Source organism: Streptomyces sp. DT224 (genome assembly GCF_049844595.1).
In the GTDB taxonomy this organism is placed as follows: Bacteria; Actinomycetota; Actinomycetes; order Streptomycetales; family Streptomycetaceae; genus Streptomyces.
Genome location: NZ_JBNCLI010000003.1, coordinates 174,970 through 194,323 on the forward strand (window position 1 = coordinate 174,970; position 19,354 = coordinate 194,323).

The 19,354-nt window shown below is 73.3% G+C and carries 15 protein-coding genes; 4 read left to right on the forward strand and 11 right to left on the reverse strand.

Annotation, left to right across the window (positions count from 1 at the left end):
* Nucleotides 1-2: 2 nt before the first annotated feature.
* Together ACLQ2N_RS07980 and ACLQ2N_RS07985 are read right to left on the reverse strand one after the other, a co-directional pair.
* Nucleotides 3-1,055 carry a PhoH family protein gene (locus ACLQ2N_RS07980; protein WP_425810505.1) on the reverse strand — a complete coding sequence of 351 codons (1,053 nt, stop codon included), beginning with the start codon at nt 1,053-1,055 and terminating at the stop codon, nt 3-5.
* A gap of 132 nt (nt 1,056-1,187) precedes the next feature.
* Nucleotides 1,188-2,294 carry a PfkB family carbohydrate kinase gene (locus ACLQ2N_RS07985; protein ID WP_425810507.1) on the reverse strand — a complete coding sequence of 369 codons (1,107 nt, stop codon included), beginning with the start codon at nt 2,292-2,294 and terminating at the stop codon, nt 1,188-1,190.
* Between the two features lie 301 nt (nt 2,295-2,595).
* Between ACLQ2N_RS07985 and ACLQ2N_RS07990 the strand changes: the two genes are divergently transcribed.
* Nucleotides 2,596-3,948, forward strand: coding sequence for an MFS transporter (locus ACLQ2N_RS07990; RefSeq protein ID WP_425810509.1), 1,353 nt, complete (start codon nt 2,596-2,598; stop codon nt 3,946-3,948).
* Here the strand turns inward: ACLQ2N_RS07990 and ACLQ2N_RS07995 are convergent.
* The 9 genes from ACLQ2N_RS07995 to hrcA all read right to left on the reverse strand — a co-directional run bounded on the left by ACLQ2N_RS07995 (nt 3,912) and on the right by hrcA (nt 14,514).
* Nucleotides 3,912-4,904, reverse strand: coding sequence for an adenosine deaminase (locus ACLQ2N_RS07995; protein WP_425810511.1), 993 nt, complete (start codon nt 4,902-4,904; stop codon nt 3,912-3,914). The genes ACLQ2N_RS07990 and ACLQ2N_RS07995 overlap by 37 nt on opposite strands.
* A gap of 34 nt (nt 4,905-4,938) precedes the next feature.
* Nucleotides 4,939-5,847, reverse strand: coding sequence for a ribonuclease Z (locus ACLQ2N_RS08000; RefSeq protein WP_425810512.1), 909 nt, complete (start codon nt 5,845-5,847; stop codon nt 4,939-4,941).
* Nucleotides 5,847-6,206 carry a histidine triad nucleotide-binding protein gene (locus ACLQ2N_RS08005; RefSeq protein ID WP_425810514.1) on the reverse strand — a complete coding sequence of 120 codons (360 nt, stop codon included), beginning with the start codon at nt 6,204-6,206 and terminating at the stop codon, nt 5,847-5,849. Before ACLQ2N_RS08005 ends, ACLQ2N_RS08000 begins: the two co-directional genes overlap by 1 nt.
* Nucleotides 6,207-6,489: 283 nt before the next feature.
* Nucleotides 6,490-9,708 carry a S41 family peptidase gene (locus ACLQ2N_RS08010; RefSeq protein WP_425810516.1) on the reverse strand — a complete coding sequence of 1,073 codons (3,219 nt, stop codon included), beginning with the start codon at nt 9,706-9,708 and terminating at the stop codon, nt 6,490-6,492.
* Between the two features lie 123 nt (nt 9,709-9,831).
* Nucleotides 9,832-10,359 carry a hypothetical protein gene (locus tag ACLQ2N_RS08015; protein ID WP_425810518.1) on the reverse strand — a complete coding sequence of 176 codons (528 nt, stop codon included), beginning with the start codon at nt 10,357-10,359 and terminating at the stop codon, nt 9,832-9,834.
* Nucleotides 10,360-10,431: 72 nt separating this feature from the next.
* Nucleotides 10,432-11,178: a 16S rRNA (uracil(1498)-N(3))-methyltransferase gene (locus ACLQ2N_RS08020; protein ID WP_425810519.1), complete on the reverse strand. Its 747-nt coding sequence runs from the start codon at nt 11,176-11,178 to the stop codon at nt 10,432-10,434.
* The gene (locus ACLQ2N_RS08025; RefSeq protein ID WP_425810521.1) at nt 11,175-12,248 is read right to left on the reverse strand and encodes a nitronate monooxygenase; all 1,074 of its coding nucleotides are present in this window, start codon (nt 12,246-12,248) and stop codon (nt 11,175-11,177) included. Before ACLQ2N_RS08025 ends, ACLQ2N_RS08020 begins: the two co-directional genes overlap by 4 nt.
* A 112-nt stretch (nt 12,249-12,360) precedes the next feature.
* Nucleotides 12,361-13,497, reverse strand: coding sequence for a molecular chaperone DnaJ (dnaJ, locus tag ACLQ2N_RS08030; protein ID WP_425810523.1), 1,137 nt, complete (start codon nt 13,495-13,497; stop codon nt 12,361-12,363).
* Nucleotides 13,498-14,514 (reverse strand): heat-inducible transcriptional repressor HrcA, encoded by a 1,017-nt coding sequence (gene hrcA / locus ACLQ2N_RS08035; RefSeq protein ID WP_018103247.1) that lies wholly within the window; start codon nt 14,512-14,514, stop codon nt 13,498-13,500. It lies immediately after the preceding gene.
* A 184-nt stretch (nt 14,515-14,698) separates the two neighbouring features.
* On the opposite strand from hrcA, the gene ACLQ2N_RS08040 reads away from it, so the two are divergent.
* The 3 genes from ACLQ2N_RS08040 (at nt 14,699) to ACLQ2N_RS08050 (ending at nt 19,328) form a co-directional block, all read left to right on the forward strand.
* On the forward strand, nt 14,699-15,421 hold the full coding sequence (locus ACLQ2N_RS08040) for an MBL fold metallo-hydrolase (RefSeq protein WP_425810525.1): 723 nt from the start codon (nt 14,699-14,701) through the stop codon (nt 15,419-15,421).
* A 99-nt stretch (nt 15,422-15,520) separates the two neighbouring features.
* Nucleotides 15,521-16,339: a DUF3097 domain-containing protein gene (locus tag ACLQ2N_RS08045; protein WP_425810527.1), complete on the forward strand. Its 819-nt coding sequence runs from the start codon at nt 15,521-15,523 to the stop codon at nt 16,337-16,339.
* A 115-nt stretch (nt 16,340-16,454) separates the two neighbouring features.
* Nucleotides 16,455-19,328, forward strand: coding sequence for a hypothetical protein (locus tag ACLQ2N_RS08050; RefSeq protein WP_425810528.1), 2,874 nt, complete (start codon nt 16,455-16,457; stop codon nt 19,326-19,328).
* Nucleotides 19,329-19,354 lie beyond the last annotated feature (26 nt).

Consider the following 19,354-nt stretch of genomic DNA (forward strand, 5'->3'; position numbering starts at 1 on the left):
TGCTACTGCTTCCCGTTGTGGCGGCCGCGGCCCCGATGGCCCCCGCCGTCCTGCTCGCCCTTGCTGCTGTCGTACTTCTCGTACGCGTCGACAATACGGCCGACCAGCTTGTGCCGGACGACATCCTGCGAGGTGAGCCGGGAGAAGTGCACGTCGTCGATGCCCTCCAGGATCTCCTGCACCTGACGCAGACCGCTCTTGGTCCCCGTCGGCAGGTCGACCTGGGTGATGTCACCGGTGACGACGATCTTGGAGTCGAAGCCGAGCCGGGTGAGGAACATCTTCATCTGCTCGGCGCTGGTGTTCTGCGCCTCGTCCAGGATGATAAAAGCATCATTCAAGGTGCGCCCGCGCATGTACGCCAGGGGCGCGACCTCGATCGTGCCCGCCGCCATCAGGCGCGGGATCGAGTCGGGGTCGAGCATGTCGTGCAGGGCGTCGTAGAGCGGGCGCAGATACGGGTCGATCTTGTCGAACAGCGTGCCCGGGAGGAAGCCCAGGCGCTCGCCCGCCTCGACGGCCGGGCGGGTCAGGATGATGCGGCTGACCTGCTTGGACTGGAGGGCCTGGACCGCCTTGGCCATGGCCAGGTAGGTCTTGCCCGTACCGGCGGGGCCGATGCCGAAGACGATCGTGTGCTTGTCGATCGCGTCGACGTACCGCTTCTGGTTGAGCGTCTTGGGGCGGATCGTGCGGCCCCGGTTGGACAGGATGTTCTGCGTCAGCACCTCGGCCGGGGTCTCCGTGCCGTCCGCCTGGCCGTTGTCGGTGGCCTTGAGCATCGCGATCGACCGTTCCACGGCGTCCTCCGTCATCGGCTGCCCGGTGCGGAGCACGAGCACCATCTCGTCGAACAGGCGCTGGATCAGGGCGATGTCCGCCGTGTTGCCCGTCGCGCTTATGTCATTTCCCCGGACGTGGATGTCGGCCGCCGGGAACGCCGCTTCGATCACGCGCAGCAGCGAGTCGCCCGCTCCCAGGAGCATCACCATCGGGTGAGCGGCCGGGATGCTGATGTGGGCACGCGCCTGCGGCTGTGTGGGTGACTGAGTCATGGGCCGGCCCTCGGGCCTGCGCATACCTCCCGTTGCAGGGTTCTCGCTGCTCGAAAACCTCGTGTTCCTCAAGCCTACGACTCCGCACCGACAACACCAGAGGTTTTACCGGGCGGTACGAAGCCGGGGAGGTTACGCGCGGAAGCCGATCGTGGGCAGGGCCCGGCGCAGCGGCCAGGGCCGGGCGGCGGCCGGCAGCAGGTCGTCCAGGAAGGCGTAGCGCCGCAGCGCGGCCGGGTCCTGCCCGGCGCAGGTGCGCACCTGCTGCCACCAGGCGGCGATCTCCGCCCAGCCGGGGGCCGAGAGCGAGCCGCCGAACTCCTGGACGGAGAGGGCCGCGGTCAGCCCGGCGAAGGCGAGGCGGTCGGCGAGGGGCCAGCCGGCCAGGGTGCCGGTGACGAAGCCGGCCACGAAGACGTCGCCGGCGCCGGTCGGGTCCAGTGCCTCGACCTCGATGGCCGGGACCTCGGCGGCCGTGCCGGTGGCGGCGTCGACCGCGTAGGCGCCCTCGGAGCCCAGGGTGACGACGGCGAGCGGTACGCGTTCGGCGAGGGCGTGCGCGGCGGCCCGGGGGCAGTCGGTGCGGGTGTAGCGCATCGCCTCCTCGGCGTTGGGCAGGAAGGCGTGGCAGTGTTCCAGGCCGCTCAGGGCGTCCAGGTCCCAGCGCCCGGTCTCGTCCCAGCCGACGTCCCCGAAGATCAGGGCCCCCCGGCGGGCGGCCTCGGCGACCCAGGGTTCGGTGCGTCCTGGCACCAGCGAGGTGACGGCGGCCCGCGCCCTGGGCGGGCAGCGGGGGAACGCGGGGGCCTCGGGCGAGGCGGTGGTGGGGAGCGACGGGGCCTCGTGGCCGTGCGAGACCATCGTCCGCTCGCCTTCGTACGCCATGGAGACGGTCACCGGGGAGTGCCAGCCGCGGACCGTGTGCGACCGGGAGAGGTCGATGCCCTCGCCCTGTTCGAGCGCGTCCCAGCAGTACTCGCCGTAGTGGTCGTCGCCGAACGCGGCGGCCAGCGAGGTGCGCAGGCCCAGGCGGGCCAGCGCGGTGGCCATGTTGGCGACGCCGCCGGGGCTGGAACCCATGCCGCGCGCCCAGGACTCGGTGCCCCGCACGGGGGCGCTGTCCAGGCCGGTGAAGATGATGTCCAGGAAGACCGTGCCGGTGAGGAAGACGTCGCAGTCGGGGTCCTGCGGGGCGCGCAGCCCGTCCAGCGGGTCGATCTGCGGAATGTCAGCGCTCACCTTGCACTCCCCGGTCGTGGCGGTTGCGGCCAGTGTGCCCGATACGCGGCGGTGATGGACGAGTGCGCGCCGTGCGTGTGTTCACGGTCCCTGACCTGCGTAAACATCCGCGAATACCCATCCGTGAACCCCGTAAACACAAAAGTGACTCAGATCACTTAACACCGGCTTTCGGTGGCCCGGGAGCACTTGATACAAATTGGCCCGCGAGCACCGTTGGAGACGTACCCGACGGAAGCGCCGATTTCTCGTATTTCCCCCCTCCCTTCTGCCTCTTCTCGGCATGTCCTCAGGAACGCCCATGTCCTCGCGCCCTCGCGCCGCGTGGCCCCTGGTCGCCGTGTTCACCGCCGGCTACCTCGCCGCCTATCTCCTCCCCACCATCGTGGGACGGCTCTCCGTCTATCTGGGCCTCAGCACGGCCCAGGCCGGGCTCGTCGGCAGCGCGCTGCTGCTCAGCTCCGCCTCCGCGGGCTTCTCCCTGGCGGGACGCGTGGAGACGTACGGGCCGTGCAGACCGGCACGCGTGGGACTGGTCCTGTGCGTGGTGGGGTACGGCTGCGCGGCGCTGGCCGGCACCGTGCCGCTGGTGGTCGCGGGCGCGGTGGTCGGCGGCTTCGGCTCCGGTACGGCGACCGCCGTCGCGGCGGCGGGCATCGCCGCCCAGAGCGACCCGCACCGCACCTCGTCGCTCGGCCTGCTGAGCGTCTCGGCGACCGCGGGCGCCCTGTACCTGACGGTCCCGCACCTGGGCGGCGGCCACCGGCTGCCGTTCGCCTCGATCGCCCTGGTCGCGCTCCTGGTCTGGCCGGCCACCTCCCGGCTCGGCGGCTCGGCCGCGGCCGGCCCGGCCGCCCCCTCGGCGGGCCGGCTGCCGCACCGCCGCTCCGGACTGGTCCTCGCAGGCGGCATGCTCGTCTGGTCGATGGCGCAGAACGCGCTGTGGGGCGTCAGCAGCCGGATCGGCGTGGACCAGGTCGGGCTGTCCGAGGTGACGATCGGCGCCGTGTTCGCCGCCGCGCTCGGCGCCGGGCTGCTCGGTGTGATGGGCGCCGGGGTGCTGGGCTCGAAGCTGGGGCGCGCGGTCCCGATCGGTGTGGGCACGGCCGTCATCGCGGGGAGCATCGTGCTCAGCTCGTCCGCCGGGAGCCTCGGCTCCTTCGCGACCGGCGAGATCCTGTGGAACACCGTCTATCCGGTGGTCCTGTCGTATCTGATCGGTCTGGCCGCCTCCCTCGACGTACGCGGCCGCTGGGCGGTCCTCGCGGGCTCCGCCTCGTCCGTGGGCGTCGCCTGCGGACCGGTGCTCGGCAGTGTGCTGTCGGAGGAGGCCGGGTTCACGGGGATGGGTCTGATCCTGGGCGCGACGACCCTGCTGATAGCGCTCCCGGTGACCGCGGTCGCCCTGCACATCGGCGGCCGTCCGCTGGTGCCCGGTTCGGTACGCCGCCGGGGCGGAGCGCCCGCGGCCCTGCTCGCCGTCACCACGGGTGCGGTGCCGGGCGCGGTGCCCAAGGTGGGCGCGCCCGAGCAGGCCGTCACGGAGATCAGCATCCCGGCCCTGCGCCGCAGGCGCCTCGGCAGGAGCGCGTTCCGCACGGCCGGCCCGGAGGGCGGTCAGTCGAACACGTACGCCTCGACCTCGGACAGGTAGCGCGCCCTGCGCTCCTCGTCTTGGTCGAGGAAGGCCGCCTCGAAGGAGTTGCGGGCCAGGGTGCGCAGCTGCTCACGGTCCAGGCCGAGCGCTTCGTGGACCGCGTGGAAGGTGTCTCCGACGTACCCGCCGAAGTAGGCGGGGTCGTCGGAGTTGACCGTGCAGAGCAGCCCGGCCTCCAGCATCGCGGGCAGCGGGTGCTGCTCCAGGGTGTCGACCGCGCGCAGCCGTACGTTGGACAGCGGGCACAGCGTGAGCGGGACGCGCTCGGCGACCAGCCGCTTCACCAGGTCCGGGTCCTCCATGCAGCGCAGCCCGTGGTCGATCCGCTCCACGCCCAGCACGTCGAGCGCCTCGCGGATGTAGGAGGGCGGGCCTTCCTCGCCCGCGTGGGCGACCTTGCGCAGGCCGAGCTCCCCGGCCCGTTCGTACACCTCGCGGAACTTCACGGGCGGGTGGCCGACCTCGGCGGAGTCCAGGCCGACGGCGCTGATCCGGTGCAGGTGCGGCCGGGCGGCCTCCAGGGTCTCCAGGGCCGATGCGGCGGACTGGTCGCGCAGGAAGCACATGATCAGCTGGGTGGAGACGCCGTGCTTCTCCTCGCTGCGCTCCAGCGCCCGCCCCAGGCCCTCGATCACGGTGCCGATGGGCACGCCGCGCGCGGTGTGGGCCTGCGGGTCGAAGAAGATCTCTGCGTGGCGGACGCCCTGGGCGGCGGCGCGGGTGAGGTAGGCGTCGGCGAGTTCGGCGAAGTCGTCCTCGGTCCGCAGCACGGCCATCAGCGCGTAGTAGAGGTCCAGGAAGCTCTGGAGGTCCTCGAAGAGGTACGCGGTGCGCAGGGCCTCGGTGTCCGCGTGGGGCAGGGTCACGCCGTTGCGCGCGGCGAGCGCGAAGGCCAGTTCCGGTTCGAGGGTTCCCTCGATGTGGAGGTGGAGTTCGGCTTTGGGGAGGTGCACGGTGATCTCAATCGTGTGGGGGTGGTGCGTAGTGCTACGCGTGCCGGCTGGGGACGGGTACGCGCATCAGGTCCTGGGCGACGGTCAGCTCGCCCTCGTAACCGGCCGCCCTGGCCTCGGCCTCGAACGCCTCCGGTTCCGGATAGCGCTGCGAGAAGTGCGTCAGGACGAGGTGCCGTACGCCGGCCTCCCGGGCGACCCGGGCCGCCTGGGAGGCGGTCAGGTGGCCGTGGTCGGCGGCCAGCGTCCGGTCGGCGTCGAGGAACGTCGACTCGATGACCAGCAGGTCGCAGCCCTCGGCGAGGGCGTACACGCCGTCGCAGAGCCTGGTGTCCATGATGAACGCGAACCGCTGTCCGCGCCTGGGCTCGGACACGTCGGCGAGCGTGATCCCGCCGAGGCGGCCCTCGCGCTGGACGCGTCCGACGTCCGGCCCCCGGATGCCGTGCTCGGCGAGCTTCGCGGGCAGCATCCGCCGCCCGTCCGGCTCGGTGAGCCGGTAGCCGTACGACTCGACGGGGTGCGAGAGCCGGTGGCCGTCGAGCGTGTACGCGGCGGTGGTGGCCAGCGGTCCGTCGGCGGCGACCGGGGCCTCGGTCAGCTTCACGGTCTCGCGGTAGGCGGTCGCGTACCGCAGCCGGTCGAAGAAGCGCTGCCCGCTCGCCGGGTAGTGGGCGGTCACCGGGTGCGGGACCCGGTCGAGGTTGATCCGCTGGATCACCCCGGCCAGGCCCAGCGAGTGGTCGCCGTGGAAGTGCGTGACGCAGATCCGGTTGATGTCGTGCGCGGCGACTCCGGCCCGCAGCATCTGGCGCTGGGTGCCCTCGCCGGGGTCGAAGAGGATGCCCTCGCCGTCCCAGCGCAGCAGATAGCCGTTGTGGTTCCGGTGCCGCGTCGGGACCTGGCTGGCGGTCCCGAGCACGACGAGTTCACGGGCGGACATTACCCGGGGGGCCATTCCAGACCCCGGCCGCCCAGGACGTGCGCGTGCGCGTGGAACACGGTCTGGCCGGCGCCGGCACCGGTGTTGAACACGACGCGGTACCCGGTCCCGTCGATCTTCTCGTCGGCGGCGACCTGGCCCGCCTCGCCCAGCACGTCGGCGAGCACCTGCGGTTCGGCTGCGGCGAGCGATGCGGCGTCCGGGTAGTGCAGGCGCGGGATGACGAGTACGTGGGTGGGGGCCTGGGGGTTGATGTCGCGGAACGCGACGGTGGTGCCGGTCTCGCGGACGAGCGTGGCCGGGATCTCCCCCGCGACGATCTTGCAGAACAGGCAGTCGGGCTGCGGTTCTCCTGCCATTCGCTTACGCGCTCCTTGGGCCTCGGGTGATCCGTTGCGGGCCAGCCTATCCGGGCGGCCCCGGGCCCGACGCCCTTCGGGGGCTCTGCCCCCGTACCCCCGCTCCTCAATCGCCGGAGGGGCTTGATCTCGCCGCTGTCGTCGCAGATGCGCGGCGGCAGGAGCGAAATGCAGCCCCGCCGGCGATTGAGGAGCGGGGTCCGGGGGCGGAGTCCCGGGTTCGGGAAGGGGCGGGGTGGGGAACAGGCCCGCCGCAGGCGCACCCGCCCCCACCCCGGTCAGCTCACTCCGGGAGCCCCGGCAGCTCGGGCGCCACCTTCGCCGGCGCCCGCTCCAGCGACTCCAGGGCGATCCGGATCGCCTCGTCCAGCTGCGGATCACGCCCTTCGGCGTGATCGCGCGGCGTCATCACGACCTCCACGTCCGGGTCGACGCCGTGGTTCTCGACGCCCCACCCGTACCCCTCCAGCCAGAACGCGTACTTCGGCTGCGTGACCAGCGTCCCGTCGACCAGCCGGTACCGGCTGTCGATGCCGACGACGCCGCCCCACGTCCGGACCCCGACCACCGGCCCGATCTTCAGCGCCTTGATCGCCGCGTTCACGATGTCGCCGTCCGACCCGGAGAACTCGTTCGCCACGGCCACCACCGGCCCCCGCGGCGCGTTGCCCGGGTAGCTCGTGGGGCGCATGCCGCGCGGCAGGTCCCAGCCGACGATGCGGCGGGCCAGCTTCTCCACGACGAGCTGCGAGGTGTGGCCGCCCCGGTTCTCCCGGACGTCCACGACCAGGCCCTCGCGCGCCATCTCGGTGCGCAGGTCGCGGTGGATCTGGGCCCAGCCGCCGCCGACCATGTCGGGGACGTGGAGGTAGCCGATGCGCCCCCCGGACCGCTCGTGCACGTAGGCCCGCCGGTCGGCGACCCACGCGTGGTAGCGCAGGGCCTCCTCGTCGGCGACGGGCACGACGACGACGTGGCGCCGGTCGCCCCCGTCCGCCGGCGAGACCGTCAGCTCGACGGGCTTCCCGGCCGAGCCGGTGAGCAGCGGCGCGGGGCCGGTGAGCGGGTCGACGGGGTGTCCGTCGACGGCCACGATCGCGTCCCCCGCCCGGACCGCCACGCCCGGCGCGGCGAGCGGCGAGCGGGCCGCCGGGTCCGACGTCTCGGAGGGCAGCACGCGGTCGACGCGCCAGCTGCCGTCCTGCGCGCGCGAGAGGTCCGCCCCGAGCAGCCCCTGCCGGGCCGCGTCGTCGCGCCACCCGCCGGGCGGGGTGACGTAGGCGTGCGAGGTGCCCAGCTCGCCCTGGACCTCCCAGAGCAGGTCCATGAGGTCGTCGTGGGTGGCGACGCGCTCCAGGACCGGGCGGTAGCGGTCGAGGACCCCGGCCCAGTCGACGCCGCCCATGTCGGGGCGCCAGAAGTTGTCCCGCATGACGCGCCCGGCCTCGTCGTACATCTGGCGCCACTCGGCGGCCGGGTCGAGGGTGCGGCGGATGCGGGAGAGGTCGACGGTCACGGCGTCGTCGTGGTCGTCGTCGCCCGCGGGCACCCGGCTGTCGGAGGGGACGACGGACAGCTTGCCGTGGCTGACGACCGCCAGCCGCTTCCCGTCACCGCTGACCGCGAAACGGCTGACGTCCGAGGACAGCTCCTCGCAGCGCAGCTTCTCCAGGTCGTACCGCTCCAGGACGGTGTCCGGCCGGCGGGCGTCCGGACCGGCACCGCTGGTGCCGAGGACCCCGGTGAGCGGGTGGCGCAGCCAGAGCAGCCCGTCGCGCGCGGTGCGCAGCGAGGAGTAGACGGCGGCCTCGACGGGAAGGGGCACGATCCGGTCGGCGAGGCCGTCCAGGTCGATGCGGGTGATGGGGAGCGCGGTGGGGTTGTCCTCGCCGTCGCCGCCCTTCTCCTTCTCCGTGGGCCGGCCGTGCAGCTGCGGCCCGAACGGGGAAGGCGTGGTCGCCGCGAGGGTGAGCAGATGCGGCCGGCAGGAGCCGATGAACGCCATGTCGAAGACGTGGGCGTCGTAAACGGGGTCGAAGGCGCGCTCGGAGAGGAAGGCCAGGTGCTTTCCGTCGGCGGTGAAGGCGGGTGCGAAGTCCCGGAACCGCAGCGGGGTCGCTTCGGAGACCGAGAGGTCGGCGATGTGGGCCAGCTTGAGCTGGCTGAGCGGCTCGGGGCCGGGGTGCGACCAGGCAAGCCAGGCGGAGTCGGGCGACCAGGCGAGGCCGGAGGCATCGCCGTTCTCGCTGCGGTCCACCTCGTGGATCTCGCCGCTCTCCCGCTCGACGATCAGCACCCGCCCGTCGTGCGCGGCGACCGCGAACCGGCTGCCGTCGGGGGCCGGGGCGAGGTCCAGGACGCGGCCCAGCCGGCCGGCCGCGAGGCGGCGGGGCGCGGCGCCGGGGGCGGTGCCGGTGGCGGGGGCGATCTCCAGCGCGTCGTCGCCCTCGGCGTCGGTGACCCAGACGACGTGCTGGTCCCCGTCGGCCTGGAAGGTGCGCGGCAGCCTGGCCCGTACGCCCGGCTCGGCGGCGAGCGCGCGGGCGGGGCCCTCGCGGTGGGTGACCCAGTGGACGGCGCCCCGCGACAGGACCGCGCTGCCGCGGCCGGTGCGGTCGGGCGACGCGCTGGTCAGGTGGCTGTCGGCGTGCAGCGGGTAGGGCTGGAGGTCGGCGCGCTGGCCGCCGAGCCGGACCTCGACGCGGCGGGGCTCGTCGCTCTCCAGGCTGTCCAGGAGCCACAGTTCGCCGGCCGAGGCGTAGGCGACCCGGGTGCCGTCGGTGGTGGCCTGCCGGGCGTAGAAGCCGTCGACGAGGGTGTGCCGGCGCAGGTCCGCGCCGTCGGGGAGCGAGGAGTAGAGGGCGCCGGTGCCCTCGTGGTCGGAGAGGAACGCGATGCGCTCCCCCACCCACATCGGGCACTCGATGTTGCCGTCGAGGTCCTGGTGGAGACGGGCGAATTCGAGCGGGTCGTCCTCGGCCGCGATCCAGAGCTTGCCGGCGGTGCCGCCCCGGTAGCGCTTCCAGGCGGCGGCTTCACGCCCCATGGTGGCCGAGAGCAGCAGGACGCGCCCGGCGGGCCCGTAGGCGAGGGAGCCGACGGGGCCGTACGGAAGGGTCCGCGCGGGGCCGCCGTCGACCGGGACGGCCCGGGCCCAGGTGCGGCGCAGGGAGACCTGGCCCTGGGTGCTGGTCACCAGGACGTCGCCTTCGGGGGTCCAGCCGCGCACGGTGGTGCGGGCGTCGCCCCAGTGGGTGAGCCGCCGGGAGGGCCCGCCGTCGGCGGGGGCGATGTGCACCTCGGGCGCCCCGTCGCGGGTGGACGTCCAGGCGACGAGGGTGCCGTCGGGAGATATGCGCGGCTGGGTGACGGGACGGTTGTCTGCGCTGACCCGCCACGCCCGGCCGCCGTCGAGTGGGGCGAGCCAGACGTCGTCCTCGGCGGTGAAGGCGATCACATCACCTTGGACATGGGGGTACCTGAGGTAGGAAGGCTGTGTCACACGATCACCCTAGGCCGCGGGCGTGCCGGGTGGCACAGGGTTGGCCGGAGTACGTCGTGCGGTGCGGATCCGCCACCGGCACACGCGAACCGGCGGCGCCCGCCAACTCCCCCGCCCCGGGACTCACTTGCCGGGGTACGCGGTGACCGTCACCGTCACGGTGGCCGTCGGACCGTCGCCCCGGCCCGGGGGTCCGGCGGGCGGCGCGGTCGTGGCCGGGGCGGTGCAGTCGCCGAGCAGGGTGGCCCGGAAGACTGCGCGGCCACCGCTCTTCGCGGTCATGTCGCCGCGTACGCACCGGCCTTCGACCGCGTAGGTCACCTGCCCGTCCAGTGCGATGTCGCCGCCGGACTTCGTCTGGCCGTCGCAGTGGACCTCGGCCGTCCGGCGCGCGGCGGAGGGCGCCGCCGAGCCGGTGGCGCCTCCGTCGAGCGAGGCCGTGCAGGTCAGCCAGCGCACCCGGACGCCTTCGTGCTCCAGGGCGCGGGTGGCGGTCCGGTCCGTGGTGAAGGCGACGGACGCGGTGTTCAACGCGCCGGTGGCGTCGCCCGGTTCACAGGCGGTGAGCCCGGCGACGGCGGCCGCGGCGAGGCAGAGCGCGGCCGGAAAACGACGGGCCGCACGACGGCCCCCTGCCCTTGATGTCCCCATACGGGCAGCCTCCCACCGCATGTGACGGCGCGGTAGACCGATTCCGGGCACAACCACCCCATCGGGGACGGTTCACGACCAGCGCCCCGTGCGTCCCAGGAGCAGCGCCGTCGCCGCGGTGCCCGCCGTCGAGGTGCGCAGGACCGTGGGGCCGAGGCGGCAGGTGCGGGCACCGGCGGCGGCGAACGCGGCCAGCTCGTCCGGGGACACACCGCCCTCGGGGCCGACGACCAGCACGATCTCGCCCTCGTCGGGCAGGGCGACGGTGGCCAGCGGCTCGCTCGGGTAGTCGCGGTCCTCGTGCAGGACGGCCGCGAAGTCCGCCGCGGCCAGCAGGCCGGCGACCTGCTTGGTGGTGGCCAGGTCCGCCACGTCGGGGAACAGCACCCGGCGCGACTGCTTGCCGGCCTCCCGGGCCGTGGCGCGCCATTTGGCCAGGGACTTGAGGCCGCGGTCGCCCTTCCACTGGGTGATGCAGCGCGCCGCCTGCCACGGGACGACCGCGTCGACGCCGGTCTCGGTCATCGTCTCCACGGCGACCTCGCCCCGGTCCCCCTTGGGCAGGGCCTGGACGACGGTGATCCGCAGCGCGGGGCGCGGCTCCTCGTGGACCTGGGCCAGGTCGCCGACGACCAGCCGGTCCTTGCCCTCGGCGGCGCGCACGACGCCCTGGGCCCACCGGCCGCGGCCGTCCGTGAGGACGACCTCCTCGCCGGTGCGCAGCCGCTTCACGGAGACGGCGTGGCGCCCCTCGGGCCCGTCGAGGACGAACTCGGGGGCGTCCGGCAGGTGGTCGACGACGAAGACGGGTGCAGTCACTGCGCGCTCCTTGTGCTCACTGCCGTCCGTGCGGCGTCCAGTTCGTCGGCGAGCAGCCGGACCAGCCGGCCGGCGGGCAGCTCGCGGGCCATCCGGTGCCCCTGCCCGGCCCACAGCGCCATGCCCTGGGCGTCCCCGACGCGGGCGGCGGCCTTGCGCAGCACGGAGGTCATGTGGTGGACCTGGGGGTAGGCGGCGGGGGCGTACGGACCGTGCTCGCGCACGAAGCGGTTGACCAGGCCGCGTGCCGGGCGCCCGGAGAACGCCCTGGTCAAGGTGGTCCGGACGAACAGCGGGTTGGTCAGGGCCTGCTTGTGCAGGACGTGGGCGCCGGACTCCGGGCAGGCCAGGAAGGCCGTGCCGAGCTGGGCGGCGTCGGCGCCCGCCGCGAGGACGGCGGCGATCTGGGCGCCGCGCATCAGGCCGCCGGCGGCGACGACCGGTATCTGCACGGTCTCGCGGACCTGGGTGACCAGGCTCAGCAGCCCCGTCCCGCCGTCCTCGGTCACCGGGTCGTCGTGGAACGTGGAGCGGTGGCCGCCCGCCTCGGTGCCCTGGGCGCAGACGGCGTCGGCCCCCGCCCACTCGGCAGCCTGGGCCTCCTCCGGCGAGGTGACCGTGACGACGGTGTACGTCCCGGCGGCCGCGAACGCGTCGAGCGTGTCGCGCGAGGGGCAGCCGAAGGTGAAGGAGACGACCGGGACCGGGGCGGCGAGGAGGACGGCGAGCTTGTCCTCGTAACCGTCGTCGCCGGGGACGTCCGGGTCACCGAGCGCGGTCTCGTAAGCGGTGGCCTCGCCCGTGAGCCGGCGGCGGTAGTCCGCCAGTGCGGCGGGGTCCGCCGGTTCGCACTGCGGCATGAACAGGTTGACGCCGAAGGGCTGCCCGGTCAGGCCGCGCACCTGCTGGACCTCGTCCCGCAGGGCGTCCGCCGTCTTGTAGCCGGCGGCCAGGAAGCCGAGCCCGCCGGCCTCGGAGACCGCGGCGGCGAGCTGCGGGCAGGACGGACCGCCGGCCATGGGGGCCTGCACGATGGGGTACCGGCACAGAGCGGTCAGCGCGGAGGGCATGACCGCATCGTGTCATGTCCTTCCTGTCCCGTGATGCCCGCCCCGCGACAGCGTCCGAGCGCAGCGCGGTACGGACCCGGAGGCCGAGCCCGTACCGCAAACACGCGGTCCGTCAGCGGCCGTTGAAGGCGTCCTTCAGTCGGGAGAACAGGCCCTGCTGGCCCGGCTGGAACTGGCCGGTGGGCCGCTCCTCGCCGCGCAGCTCGGCCAGTTCGCGCAGGAGGCGTTCCTGCTCGGGGTCCAGCTTCATCGGGGTGGTCACCTCGACGTGCACGATGAGGTCGCCGCGCCCCCCGCCCCGCAGGTGGGTGATGCCGCGCCCGTGCAGCGGGACGGACTGGCCGGACTGGGTGCCCGGCCGGATGTCGACCTCCTCCAGGCCGTCCAGCGTCTCCAGCGGCACCTTGGTGCCGAGGGCCGCCGCCGTCATGGGGATGGTGACCGTGCAGTGCAGGTCGTCGCCGCGGCGCTGGAACACCGCGTGCGGCAGCTCGTGGATCTCGACGTAGAGGTCGCCGGCGGGGCCGCCGCCGGGACCGACCTCGCCCTCGCCCGCGAGCTGGATGCGGGTGCCGTTGTCGACACCGGCGGGGATCTTCACGGTCAGCGTGCGCCGCGAGCGGATGCGGCCGTCGCCGGCGCACTCCGGGCACGGGGTCGGCACGACCGTACCGAAGCCCTGGCACTGCGGGCAGGGGCGGGAGGTCATGACCTGGCCGAGGAAGGACCGGGTGACCTGGGAGACCTCACCGCGGCCGCGGCACATGTCACAGGTCTGCGCCGAGGTGCCGGGGGCCGCGCCCTCGCCGCTGCACGTGGTGCAGACGACGGCGGTGTCGACCTGGATGTCCTTGGTGGTCCCGAAGGCGGCCTCGGAGAGGTCGATCTCCAGCCGGATCATGGCGTCCTGGCCGCGCCGGGTGCGCGAGCGGGGCCCGCGCTGCGACGACGTACCGAAGAACGCGTCCATGATGTCGGAGAAGTTGCCGAAGCCGCCCTGGCCGAAACCGCCCGCGCCGGCGCCGCCGGACTGCGAGAGCGGATCGCCGCCGAGGTCGTAGACCTGCTTCTTCTGCGCGTCCGACAGGACCTCGTAAGCGGCGTTGATCTCCTTGAACCGCTCCTGGGTCTTCGGATCGGGGTTGACGTCCGGGTGCAGCTCGCGGGCGAGCCTCCGGAATGCCTTCTTGATCTCGTCCTGGGAAGCGTCGCGGCGCACGCCGAGTACGGCGTAGTAGTCCGTGGCCACTTACGACTCCGCCAGGATCTGTCCGACGTAACGTGCCACTGCGCGTACCGCTCCCATCGTTCCGGGGTAGTCCATGCGGGTCGGTCCGACCACGCCGAGTTTGGCGACTGCCTCGTCGCCCGAACCGTAGCCGACCGCGACGACGGACGTGGAGTTGAGCCCCTCGTGGGCGTTCTCGTGCCCGATGCGTACGGTCATGCCCGAGTCCTTGGCCTCGCCGAGCAGCTTCAGCAGCACGACCTGCTCCTCCAGTGCCTCCAGCACCGGCCGGATCATCACCGGGAAGTCGTGTCCGAAGCGGGTGAGGTTGGAGGTGCCGCCGATCATCAGCCGCTCCTCCGTCTCCTCGACGAGGGTTTCGAGCAGGATCGAGAGGACGGTGGACACGGTTCCCCGGTCCTCGCTCTCGAAGGATTCCGGCAGGTCCTGCACCAGCTGCGGGACGTCCGCGAACCGGCGGCCCACCACCCGGCTGTTGAGCCGGGCCCGAAGATCGGCGAGGGAGGTCTCGCCGAACGGCGCCGGGCAGTCCACCAGCCGCTGTTCGACCCGGCCGGTGTCCGTGATGAGCACGAGCATCAGCCGCGCCGGGGCCAGGGACAGCAGTTCCACATGCCGCACCGTCGAACGGGTCAGCGAGGGGTACTGCACGACGGCGACCTGCCGGGTCAGCTGCGCGAGCAGCCGTACGGTACGGCCCACGACGTCGTCCAGGTCGACGGCGCCGTCGAGGAAGTTCTGGATGGCGCGGCGCTCCGGCGACGAGAGGGGCTTGACGCCCGCCAGCTTGTCCACGAAGAGCCGGTAGCCCTTGTCCGTCGGGATGCGCCCGGCGCTGGTGTGGGGCTGGGCGATGAAGCCCTCCTCCTCCAGCACCGCCATGTCGTTGCGGACGGTCGCCGGGGACACCCCCAGCTTGTGCCGCTCGGTGAGCGCCTTGGAGCCGACGGGCTCCTCGGTCCCGACGTAGTCCTGGACGATCGCGCGCAGCACTTCGAGTCTGCGTTCGCTGAGCATCGCGCGCACACCTCCAGCTGTCCACGTCGGTGTCCCGGGCCGTTCCCGGGATTCCTCCTGGCACTCGGTGCGTACGAGTGCCAGTGATCCCCGGCCAGTGTACGGCGACGGGGTGGTGCCCTAGCAAGGGCGACCGGCCACCGTGCCGCCCGATCGCGCAGGTCGCTGCCGATAGCGTCGCCGCGTGGATGCTTCTTGGGAAGACTTCGGATGGGAGCGGCTGGGTCACGGAACGGGCCGCAGGCGCCTTCCCGTCTGGGACGCGACGGCCCTGCTGGTGGCCGGTCCGGACGGGGCGCTGCTCTGCGACACCGGCTCGTCACTGCGCGAGGGTGTGGAACTGCGCACCCAGGCAGAGGCACTGCTGGGCCGGAGGGTGACGCACATCGCACTCAGCCATCCCCATTTCGACCATGTCCTGGGTACGGCGGCGTTCGCCGGTGCGCGGGTGTACGGCTCCGAGGGCACGGCGAAGCTGCTGCGGCGCGGCGCGGACGAGCTGTACGCGGACGCGGTGGCCCAGGGCCTGCCCGAGGCGGACGCGGCCGGGTCCCTCGACGTGCTGGTCGCCCCGGACCACGAGGTGCGCGGGGAGCTGGTGGTGGACCTGGGCGGCGGCCGGGAGGCGGTCCTGGTGAACATGGGCGCGGCACACAGCGGCCACGACCTCGCGGTGCTGGTCCCGGGCTCCCCCGCCCTGGTGTTCTGCGGCGACCTGGTCGAGGAGTCCGGCGAACCCCAGGCGGGCCCGGACGCCCGCCCGGCGTGCTGGCCGGCGGCGCTGGACCGGCTGCTGGAGCTGGGCGGGGACGACGCGCTGTACGTGCCGGGGCACGGGGCGGTGGTGGACGCGGCGTTCGTCCGCGCCCAGCGGGAGGCGCTGGCCGGGCGGTTCGGCGTGTCGTAGAGGGCTTCGGGGTTCGGCGCGTCGTGTGCGGGGAAGGGGGACGGCCGGACCGCCTCCCGGTTCGGCGTGTCGCGGGTCTTCCCCGCTTATCGTCGTGCGATGCGCAGCTACCAGCCCGATCTGACCCCGCCGTGGAAGAAGTCCGCCCCCGCCCCGGAGGTGCCCGCCGAGACCGACCTGGTCGTGGAGGAGGCGGTCACCGGATTCTGCGGCGCGGTCATCCGGTGCGAGAAGACCGCCGAGGGGCCGACGGTGACCCTGGAGGACCGGTTCGGCAGGTGCCGGGTCTTCCCGATGGCGCCGCGCGGCTTCCTGCTGGAGGGCAAGGTCGTCACGCTGGTGCGCCCGCCGGCCGGGGGGCCGGTGCGGCCCACGCGCACGGCGTCCGGTTCGGTGGCGGTGCCCGGGGCGCGGGCGCGGGTGGCGCGGGCCGGGCGGATCTATGTGGAGGGACGGCACGACGCGGAGCTGGTCGAGCGGGTCTGGGGGGACGACCTCCGCGTCGAGGGCGTGGTCGTGGAGTACCTGGAGGGCATCGACGACCTGCCGGCGATCGTGCGGGAGTTCTCGCCCGCGCCGGACGCCCGCCTCGGGGTGCTCGTCGACCATCTGGTGCCCGGCTCCAAGGAGTCCCGGATCGCGGCCCAGGTGTCGGACGGCGACGTGCTGGTGGTCGGGCACCCGTACATCGACGTGTGGGAGGCCGTGAAGCCCGCGTCGGTGGGGATCGCCGGATGGCCGGTGGTGCCGCGCGGGCAGGACTGGAAGACGGGTGTGTGCCGGGCGCTGGGCTGGCCGGAGAACACCGGCGCGGCCTGGCGGCGCATCCTGTCCTCGGTCCGCTCCTATCGGGACCTTCAGCCCGAACTCCTTGGCCGGGTCGAGGAATTGATCGATTTCGTCACCCTTCCGGACTGATGTCCGGCGGTCCTTCCCGTCGATCCGGCACCGATCCGGACGAATGCCTGCGCCTCGCACACATCATCGGTTATTGAGTGGGGCCAGGCTCTTTCGCGAGGGAAGGACGGGGGCGATGGCACGCGAGGTTTGGCGGGACACGGCGGAGAACGAGGCGGCCTCCGCCGTCTTCCACTTCGTGCAGCAGCTCATCGACGGCTACCGCGACAACCGGCCCGTGATGCCCCTGGTGGTCCTCCAGGCCGCCGACGCCGACGTACCGGCCGACGTGGACGCCCGGGTCGAGCAGATCGTGCGCCAGGTCCACCGGGCCAACCAGCCGCGCCGCGTCCCCCTGCGACTGCTCGACGGGCGCGGCGAGACCCCGTACGACGCGGCGCTCGACATGGTCCGCACGCTGACCGAGAAGCCGTGGGAGACCCGGGGCGGGTCGCAGTACAAGCCGTTCGCCTTCCCCCGTTCCCGGCTGCTCGGCGCCATCGAGCAGGCCACCGAGGCCGTGCTGCGGGACCCGGACCCGGGCTGCTCCCGGGACCAGCGCGACGAGCGGATCCTGGAGGAGCTGAGCGCGCTGCGCTGGCGGGCCGGGCGGCGCGGCCGGGGCACCTGGTGGACCGCGTTCCGTGAGTCGGTGCGGCCGGAGACGTTCGTGGGGGCCGTGGTCATCGCGGTCCTGGGTGTGCTGCTCGGCGAGATCGGCTGGCTGCCGACCGTGCTGGTGGCCCTGGGGGCGGTCCTCGGGCTCGCGGTGGTCCGGCTGGTGTCGACGTCGGCGCCGCCCCTGCTGTGGCTGCGCCGGGCCAGCAAGTGGTTCGCCACCACCTCGTCGCTGGCCGCCGCCAGTACCGGCTATCCGTCGGACGGCTGGTCCCGGTTCTCCCCGAGCGGTTCGTGGCGGGTGATCCGGGCGCGGGCGGCGGTGGTCGCCGGGCGGGTGGCCGACGCGGCGGCGGGCGACGAGCGGTCCCGCCAGTTCCACCTGGAGCTGCGGGTCCAGGCGCTGCTGGAGGACCTGCGCAACAACTACCGGCCGCATGCGCCGGACTGGCGGCGCGGCAAGCGGACCGTGCCGCCGGTGGTCTTCCTGCCGAGGGCCGTCCAGAGCAACGGCGGCGTCCAGCTGATCAACGCGGTCAACAACGTCCGCTCCCGGCGCAGCGAGGTCGATCCGCTGCTGCTCCTGGCCTCCCTGCCGGCGGCCGAGATCCTGCGGCACACCCCGCCGCTGCCGCCCGACCCGCCGCCCGCGCACACGGGTGCGGCGCGGGCCCGGTACGAGGACTGGGTCGGCCACCTCAGCGTGGGCCAGTCGCCCTCGGCCACCGCCACGCCCGCCTGGGTGCTGCGGCTGCCGCTGTCGACGGCGCAGCTGACCCATGAGCACGCGCACGCGCAGCTGTCCACGGAGCGGGTGCGCAGGACGTGGGTGTGGTGGGTGATGTCGCGGACGACGGTCGCCTGCCTGATGGCCGCCGCGCTGCTGGGGACCATGCTGCTGAGCAACCACCTGGCGAACCGCTACTGCCACGGGCCCCTCACGGACGTCGACACCGACTCGGTGCGGCTGGACGGTCCGGGCGGCGGGGACAAGGAGTGCGTCGGCGTGGCGACGACCACCCGGGTGCGCTTCGCGGAGGGCAACGACCTGGAGCTGGACGGGGCGGGGGCGGGGGTCACCTTCGACCGGATCGAGCGGGCGGTGGCCGAGGAGAACGCCTCGATCGAGCCGGGCGACAAGTACGTCACGCTGATCTACACGGGGCCGTTCACCGCCCCCTCCCCGGAGCGCACCCGCAAGGCCCTGGAGGAGCTGACCGGCGTCTACCTCTACCAGCACCACACCAACACGCTGGACTTCTCCGTCAAGCTGCGGGTGCTGACCGCCAACGGCGGGCAGGACATGCTCCAGCAGATACCCGCGGTGAAGAAGATCATCGAGGTGGCCGAAAGGGACCCCTCGGTCGTCGGCGTGGTCGGGCTCGGCCGCGACACCACCGACAGCCCGGAGGCCACCGCGCTCCTTCAGCAGGCGGGCCTGCCCGTGGTGGACACCACCAACTCCGGCGGCTACCTGGCGACGGACTACTCCAACTACTTCGGCCTGGCGGCCACCGACCGGGAGCAGGCCGACGCCCTCGGCCTCGTCGCCGAGCAGGTGGCCGCGAGGGCGGCCGGCAAGCACAAGCCGCAGGCCTTGGTCCTCTCACGCAAGCTCGTCAACAACGACAAGGACCGCTACACGGTGGAGCAGCGCAAGGCGGGCAGCGCGATGCTGGAGGAGTCGGGCTTCGAGCTGTCGGATCCGGTGGAGTACGACCTCGGCCGCCGCAGCAGCGCCGACCTGGACCGGCCGGTCCAGCGGATCTGCGCCGCGGACCCGGCGCCGGACGCCCTGTACTTCGCGGGCCGGGTCGAGGACGTCGCCAACCTGATGAGCCGGCTCACCCACAGCTGTTCGCGCCGCCCCATCACCGTCTTCACGGGCGACGACCTCACCAAGGCCCGGCTCGACGCGAGCACGGACACCACGAAGAACGTCACGCTCTACCACACGGCCCTGGCGCCGATGAGCCGCGGCCGCGCCGACGGCTTCTACGAGGAGTCGCACCGGGCCCTGGGGAAGCTGCTGCCCGAGGGTGCGACGCTTCCCCGCCTGCCGGCGTCGAAACCGTACGAGGACCCGCTCTTCGCGAGCGGCCAGTCGGTGATGTCGTACAGCGCCACGGCCGCGCTGTACGACGCGGCGAGCCACGGCGACGCGGCGAACAGCGCCGCGGAGACCTGGGCGAACCTCTACGCGGTGAATCTGCGGAAGATGCCCACGGGGACGGTCACCTTCCGCGGCTTCATCCCGTACGAGGCCCAGGCGGGCCATGGTCTGGACGTCGTGCAGATCACCTACCCGGACGGCCGGAGCCGCGCCCGGATCATCTGCGGCCGGGCGGCGGGGGCGCGGGCGCTGACACCGGCGGGGTGCCCGCTGAAGTGAGCGGGACGTGCTCGGGGGCGTACGCC

Bases quoted from the DNA above. Each gene is read 5' to 3' on its own strand.
- ACLQ2N_RS07980 (WP_425810505.1), bottom strand. From the start codon at position 1,055: ATGACTCAGTCACCCACACAGCCGCAGGCGCGTGCCCACATCAGCATC.
- ACLQ2N_RS07990 (WP_425810509.1), top strand. From the start codon at position 2,596: ATGTCCTCGCGCCCTCGCGCCGCGTGGCCCCTGGTCGCCGTGTTCACC.
- ACLQ2N_RS08000 (WP_425810512.1), bottom strand. From the start codon at position 5,847: ATGTCCGCCCGTGAACTCGTCGTGCTCGGGACCGCCAGCCAGGTCCCG.
- ACLQ2N_RS08005 (WP_425810514.1), bottom strand. From the start codon at position 6,206: ATGGCAGGAGAACCGCAGCCCGACTGCCTGTTCTGCAAGATCGTCGCG.
- ACLQ2N_RS08015 (WP_425810518.1), bottom strand. From the start codon at position 10,359: ATGGGGACATCAAGGGCAGGGGGCCGTCGTGCGGCCCGTCGTTTTCCG.
- ACLQ2N_RS08025 (WP_425810521.1), bottom strand. From the start codon at position 12,248: ATGCCCTCCGCGCTGACCGCTCTGTGCCGGTACCCCATCGTGCAGGCC.
- hrcA (WP_018103247.1), bottom strand. From the start codon at position 14,514: ATGCTCAGCGAACGCAGACTCGAAGTGCTGCGCGCGATCGTCCAGGAC.
- ACLQ2N_RS08045 (WP_425810527.1), top strand. From the start codon at position 15,521: ATGCGCAGCTACCAGCCCGATCTGACCCCGCCGTGGAAGAAGTCCGCC.
- ACLQ2N_RS08050 (WP_425810528.1), top strand. From the start codon at position 16,455: ATGGCACGCGAGGTTTGGCGGGACACGGCGGAGAACGAGGCGGCCTCC.